Raw genomic sequence first — 5,606 nt, forward strand, 5'->3', positions numbered from 1 at the left:
ACACAGGCCCGCGGTGCGGCTTCAGCAGCCGGGGCGGCGGCCGGGCGGTGCAGGGCCGCCGGTACACCCGGTCGGCCGTCCTTCTCGGCTCAAGTCGAACAAACCAGTTTGTCACCCGCTCCGCCGGACGGATGATCACCGCAGGTCGGGGCGGCCGGTCGGGCAGGGGCGGGCGAGGGGTTTGACGAGGATCTGGAAGGTCTCGCCCGGCATCCGGACCGGAGGGTGACCCCATTCGACGTAGTTCAGGCGCGCGTAGAGGCGGTGGGCGTCGGGGTTGGTGAGGGAGACGCCGAGGGCGACGTGGCGGTGGCCGCGTTGGGCGAGGATGTGTTCGGCCTCGGCGAGGAGGGCGGTGCCGACGCCCTGGTTGCGCCGGTCGGCGCGTACCTCCAGGTGGGTGATCACCGGTACGCCGGGGAGCCGCTCGCGCAGTTCCAGTTCCTCGGCCGGTTCCCACCACAGATAGACGTTCCCGACGACATCACCTCCGCGTAGTGCGATGAGCAGCATGCCTCGGCCGCGGCGCTGGCGGTGGAAGCGCTCGAAAAAGAAATCGGCCTGCCCGAAATAGCGAATCAGCGGGGTTAAATCAGTGTAGATGGCGGGCCGTATGAGCGGGTCGGGCACGGAACACTCCGTCTGTCGCCGGCTGCCTCATTTCCTAAGAATGCCCGAGAAATCCACTCGGCGTCCATTCATCCCTTACGCCCAGATAGGTACTAGATTGGCATACTTTGTGGTAACCACCGCCCCTCGCCCGGCGGACCACGATCTCCCGTGGCTCCAGCCCCGCCAGGGTGAGCGCCCGCTCCAGGCGCACCGGCGTCGGCAGCCTGCGCGCGAAGCGCCGCCAGCGGGTCCGGTCGGCCAGCCAGGCGTGCAGGTAGTCCGCGCACAGGTCGGGCGTGATGAACTGGAGCCGGCCGTGCGCCGCCTTCAGCGACAGGGTCATCCGGTGCCGCTCAGGGGTGTCGGGACACCGTTCCACCCTGCGGCTCACGTCGTCGATGAAACGCCGCCGCCTGCCCAGGAAGCCCACCCAGAAGGCACGGTCGGCCTGGCGTACCGTGCCGCCGACGTCGAGCAGCGAGTAGACGCCCTCGGCGAGCACGTCGCCCAGTTCCTCGGCCCGGGCGCGGTCGGGATGGGCGAACGGGTCGTAGGGCGCCTGGAAGGCCTTGCCGGTGACGGCGACCCGCCGCAGCCGTTTGTCGTCCAGCAGGTAGAACCAGTCGTCGTTGTAGATGTCGGGGAAGAACGACGTCGTGCGTACCGGGTCCACCGCCAGCGCCCCTCCCCCGATGAACGTCTCCTGGTATCCGCCCGTCCGCCGGTGCGCGTGACAGACCACGGAATTGTCGGGGAACCCGCCGATGAACAGGCCGACGCCGTCGTACACGTCCAAAAGCCGCGCCGCGCGCAGCAGGTCGCCGCGGTCGGAGACGGTTATGTCGTCATCGAGGAAGACGATCCGCCGCCAGCCCACCATCCGGGCGATGAGCAGGCCGAGGTTGCGCTTGGCGCTGACGTCCGTCCTGCGCTCGAACTTGGTGTCGGCGAGCAGGTCCGTCGTGGCCAGCGCGGGCAGTGCCAGGCTGCGCGCCTCCGGCACGTCGATGGCGAGCAGCGCGGCGCCCGCCGCGTCCGCCGCCTTGGCCGCCCCCTCCGCGCTCGCCCATCTGCTGCACAGCGCCACCAGGGGCACGGCGAGCGCGCGGGCCAGCCCGGCGGCGTGCCGCAGCGCCGCCGCCCGCCGCGCGGTGGGCACGACCAGCGCGTCGACGCGCCCGAGCGGCGCCGCCGGCCGCCCCGCGGCCAGGAGGTGCCGGTGCGAGCCGTGATGGAAAGGGCTGTCACCCGGCGTCCTGGACGGCGGCGGCGGACGGCTCATTCAGTGCAGCCCGTCCACTCATGCAACAGGTTGTCGGGGATGGTCCAGTCGGGGGTGAGCACGACGCCGCCCTCGATGCTCACGCGGGTCACGATGCTGTAGGACTCCGCCCCGCCGAACCGCTCGGCGATGTGCTCGGCGTTGCGGTCGCGGAAGCGGGCGTCGGTGAGCGCGCGCACCACGCCGAGCACGCCCCGGCCGTACATGCCGTTGCAGATGCTGATGGTCCGTTTCCTGTTGTAGGGGTTGCGCCCGCGGAAGAAATGGCCGACGTCCTCCACCAGGCGCTTGGCATCGCCCGTCCGGTCCAGGACCGGGTGGAAGGCGCGCCGCTCCGCGCCGTCGGTCACCACGAAGGACGGCCCGGCGGGATCGTTCCAGTCGGCCACCTGCTCGACCGGCAGGCGCAGCCGGTTGAGCGCGTTCTGGGTGGCCAGGTTCCAGTCCACACCGCCCAGGAGTACCAGGTGGGTGGTGTAGTCGTCGGGATGCAGCCGCTGCGCCACGCGAAGATTGACCTGGCTGCCGGGGTTGAGCGCGCGGACGTGCCCGTGCAGCTCGAACAGCGCGTCGAGGTCGGCGTAGGTGTAAAGCTCGATGAAGTCGGGGTCGTCGCGGTCGGCGTACGGCATGCGCGCCAGCATGTCGGGGGGCAGTTGCGCGCACACGAGCGTGACCGCCTCGCCCTCCTCGAACAGCCACGGCCCCTCCCCCGGCGCGCCCGCCGTGTCGCACAGGCCGCCGAGGCCGCTGATGCCGCCCGGGGCGGGCCTCGCAGGCTCGTTGAGCCGGCGCAGCGCGGCGGCCCGCAACGCCTGGAGCTCGCGGTACAGCTCGCCGCGCCGGGCGCGTTCCTCGGGGGTCAGCGCGGCCGGATCGGGCATGCGCGGCCTGCCGCCCTCGATCGAACGGCTGGTCGCGAAGAACGTGGCGTACGCCTCAAGGCGGCTGAGCGGCGGGATCTTCGGCTTGGAGACGGACTCCCAGGAGGAGATGAGCGGCACGCTCAGCGGCCGGTCGCCGCCCAGCGCCCGGGCCAGCTGCAACTGCGTGATCCTGGCCTGCGGCCACTCGTCCTCGCGCAGCGAGCGAAGACGGCGCGCGAGAGCCACCCCCGCGTCTTCTGTCGGCACTCTGCCCGCCTCCTTCAGCCGAAGTTCAACTATCTTGATGAACTTCACTGTAATTGTGAAGCGCAACCACATCATGGCATACCCGCGGGGGCCGGTACGCCGCAAAACATTCCGCAGAACAAAATGAATACACGGCCAGAGGCGACTTAACTGAAGTCGACTGAAAGAGTCGGCCACCGCACCGGCCGGTCCCGCCGCGCCGGGGCCGCGCGACAAGTACGGCCGGATGGCGGCACAATCGTCCCCGGACCCAAGGGGGAAGGCGGAAGACGTGACCACGTCTATCGATCAGCGGATCGCCGAGGAGCTCGGCGTACGCGAGCGTCAGGTTCAGGCGGCCGTCGAGCTGCTCGACGGCGGGGCGACCGTGCCGTTCATCGCCCGCTACCGCAAGGAGGCGACCGGCGCGCTCGACGACACCCAGCTGCGCGAGCTGGAGGAGCGGCTGCGTTACCTGCGCGAGCTGGAGGAGCGGCGCGCGGTGATCCTGGAGTCGATCCGCTCCCAGGGCAAGCTGGACGAGGCGCTGAAAGCCCAGATCATGGCCGCCGACTCCAAGGCCCGCCTGGAGGACATCTACCTGCCCTACAAGCCCAAGCGGCGGACCAAGGCGCAGATCGCCAGGGAGGCCGGCCTGGAGCCGCTGGCCGACAAGCTGCTCGGCGACCCCACCCTCGACCCGGCCGAGACCGCGGCCGGGTTCGTCACCGAGGAGGTCGCCGACGCGGCGGCGGCGCTGGAGGGCGCGCGGGCGATCCTGGTCGAGCGTTTCGGCGAGGACGCCGACCTCATCGGCGCCCTGCGCGAGCGGATGTGGTCGCGGGGCCGGCTGGTCTCGGCCGTACGCGAGGGCAAGGAGGATGACGGCGCGAAGTTCTCCGACTACTTCGCGTTCGACGAGCCGTTCACCAAGCTGCCCTCACATCGCATCCTGGCCATGTTCCGCGGGGAGAAGGAAGAGTTCCTGACCCTCACGATGGACCCGCAGGAAGACGACGAGGGCGGCTATGAGGAGCGGATCGCCGCCCACCTGGGCATCGCCGACCACGGCCGTCCCGCCGACCGCTGGCTGACCGAGACCGTGCGCTGGGCCTGGCGCACCCGCATCCTGGTGCATCTCGGCATCGACCTGCGGATGCGGCTGTGGCAGGCGGCCGAGGAGGAGGCGGTCCGGGTGTTCGCCGCCAACCTGCGCGACCTGCTGCTCGCCGCGCCGGCCGGCTCGCGTACGACGATGGGCCTGGACCCGGGCTTCCGCACCGGCGTCAAGGTCGCGGTGGTCGAGGCCACCGGCAAGGTCGTCGAGACCGCCACGATCTACCCCCACCAGCCGCAGCAGCGCTGGGACGAGGCGCTGGCCACCCTCGGGGCGCTGGTGAACAAGCACGGCGTCGAGCTGATCGCGATCGGCAACGGCACCGCCTCCAGGGAGACCGACAAGCTGGCGGGCGAGCTGGTCAAGCTGGTCAACGGGCTGACGAAGATCGTGGTGTCCGAGGCGGGCGCCTCGGTCTACTCCGCCTCGGCGTACGCGGCCCAGGAGCTTCCCGGGATGGACGTCTCGCTGCGCGGGGCCGTCTCGATCGCGCGCCGCCTGCAAGACCCGCTCGCCGAGCTGGTGAAGATCGATCCCAAGTCCATCGGCGTCGGGCAGTACCAGCACGACGTGTCTGAGTCCAAACTGTCGCGTTCGCTGGACGCGGTGGTGGAGGACGCCGTCAACGCGGTCGGCGTGGACGTCAACACCGCCTCGGCGCCGCTGCTCACCCGGGTCTCCGGGATCGGCTCCGGGCTGGCCGAGAACATCGTGCAGCATCGCGAGTCGCACGGCCCGTTCGGTTCGCGGGCGGCGCTGAAGGATGTACCGAGGCTCGGCCCGAAGGCGTTCGAGCAGTGCGCGGGCTTCCTGCGCATCCGCGGCGGCGATGACCCGCTGGACACCTCCAGCGTCCACCCGGAGGCGTACCCCGTGGTCCGGCGCATCCTGACCGCCACCGGGAGCGACCTGCCCGCGCTGATCGGCAACGGCGCGGTGCTCCGCTCGCTCGACCCGGGCTCCTTCGTGGACGACACCTTCGGCCTGCCGACCGTCAGCGACATCCTGAAGGAACTGGAGAAGCCGGGGCGCGACCCGCGTCCGGCGTTCAAGACGGCCACCTTCGCCGACGGGGTCGAGAAGCTCTCCGACCTCAAGCCCGGCATGCGGCTCGAAGGCGTGGTCACCAACGTCGCGGCCTTCGGCGCGTTCGTGGACGTGGGGGTCCACCAGGACGGCCTGGTACACGTCTCGGCCATGTCGAAGAACTTCGTCAAGGACCCGCGTGACGTGGTGAAGCCGGGTGACATCGTCCGGGTGAAGGTCTTGGAGGTGGACATCCCGCGCAAGCGGATCTCGCTCACCCTGCGCCTGGAGGACGAGCCCGCGCCCGCCGAGGGGCGGCGCGACCGGCAGTCCGCGCCGCGCAACAAGCAGGGCGGTCGGGGCCGGCGTGGCGACCAGCCCCGCGACCGCCGCCGCGACCAGCCGCCGGCCACGGGCGCGATGGCCGAGGCCCTGCGCCGGGCCGGGCTCGACAAGA

At 71.0% G+C, this 5,606-nt stretch carries 4 protein-coding genes; 1 reads left to right on the forward strand and 3 read right to left on the reverse strand.

What is annotated here, in order from left to right:
- Positions 1-135: 135 nt before the first annotated feature.
- Genes C1I98_RS34295 through C1I98_RS34305 form a run of 3 tightly spaced genes read right to left on the reverse strand, consistent with a single transcriptional unit; the run spans position 136 to position 3,027 of the window.
- Complete coding sequence (locus C1I98_RS34295) at positions 136-630, reverse strand: GNAT family N-acetyltransferase (protein WP_111171485.1); 495 nt, start codon at positions 628-630, stop codon at positions 136-138.
- A gap of 34 nt (positions 631-664) precedes the next feature.
- Entirely contained in the window at positions 665-1,894 is a 1,230-nt protein-coding gene (locus C1I98_RS34300) for a hypothetical protein (protein ID WP_111171486.1), read from the reverse strand.
- Positions 1,891-3,027, reverse strand: a complete 1,137-nt coding sequence (locus C1I98_RS34305; RefSeq protein WP_111171487.1) for a helix-turn-helix domain-containing protein — start codon at positions 3,025-3,027, stop codon at positions 1,891-1,893. The genes C1I98_RS34300 and C1I98_RS34305 overlap by 4 nt, the downstream gene beginning before the upstream one ends.
- 271 nt (positions 3,028-3,298) lie before the next feature.
- Between C1I98_RS34305 and C1I98_RS34310 the strand changes: the two genes are divergently transcribed.
- Positions 3,299-5,606, forward strand: a 2,308-nt coding sequence (locus C1I98_RS34310; protein ID WP_306461937.1) for a Tex family protein, incomplete at its 3' end; no start/stop codon positions are given.

Origin of the sequence: Spongiactinospora gelatinilytica, from assembly GCF_003236385.1 — a bacterium.
Taxonomy (GTDB): Bacteria; Actinomycetota; Actinomycetes; order Streptosporangiales; family Streptosporangiaceae; genus Spongiactinospora; species Spongiactinospora gelatinilytica.